This is a genomic window from Bartonella sp. AD328YNZD (genome assembly GCF_042196425.1).
The window spans coordinates 1-507 of the sequence record NZ_JBHIQG010000909.1; the positions used below are offsets into that span (position 1 = coordinate 1).

Sequence of the window (507 nt, forward strand, 5' to 3'; positions counted from 1 at the left end):
TTTGATAAAAGGCAGTGACATCTTTCCAATCCATTGCTGGTCTATTTTGCGTTTTATGACGTTGTTTTCCTAAGAGCGCGCGTGCTTTTGTTGTTGCTTGTAAATCAACATCCAAACCCAAAGCCGCAGCATGTTTGAGACAAATATTAAGACGGTTTAGTGCTTTCTCTGCTGTTGTAGCTTTTGTATGCCAAATAGGAACAAGCGTGTTGCGTATCTCTGTTTGGGTAATTTCTGAAATGGACAGACAGCCTAATTTAGGGAGAATGTAAAGCCGCAAGGGAGAAAACCAGTTCCCATTCTTACCATCACCTTTTAATTCAGCTTTCCGACTTTCAAAAGTACCCAAAGCGATATCTTTTAAATAATGGAGATTGCTTCACACTTTTATTTATTGCGTTCTTTAATGGGGTCACGACCTTTACGTAAAACAGAATGCCATTGGTTTGCCAATTCACGCTCTTTTTTAAAGAAACATCTCTCAAAGAGCATCCAAGCCCATTTCGC

General features: G+C 39.6%; 1 pseudogene. It reads right to left on the reverse strand.

Annotation, left to right across the window (positions count from 1 at the left end):
• Positions 1-507: pseudogene (locus tag ACFIO3_RS15700) on the reverse strand (phage integrase central domain-containing protein); the annotation flags it as partial.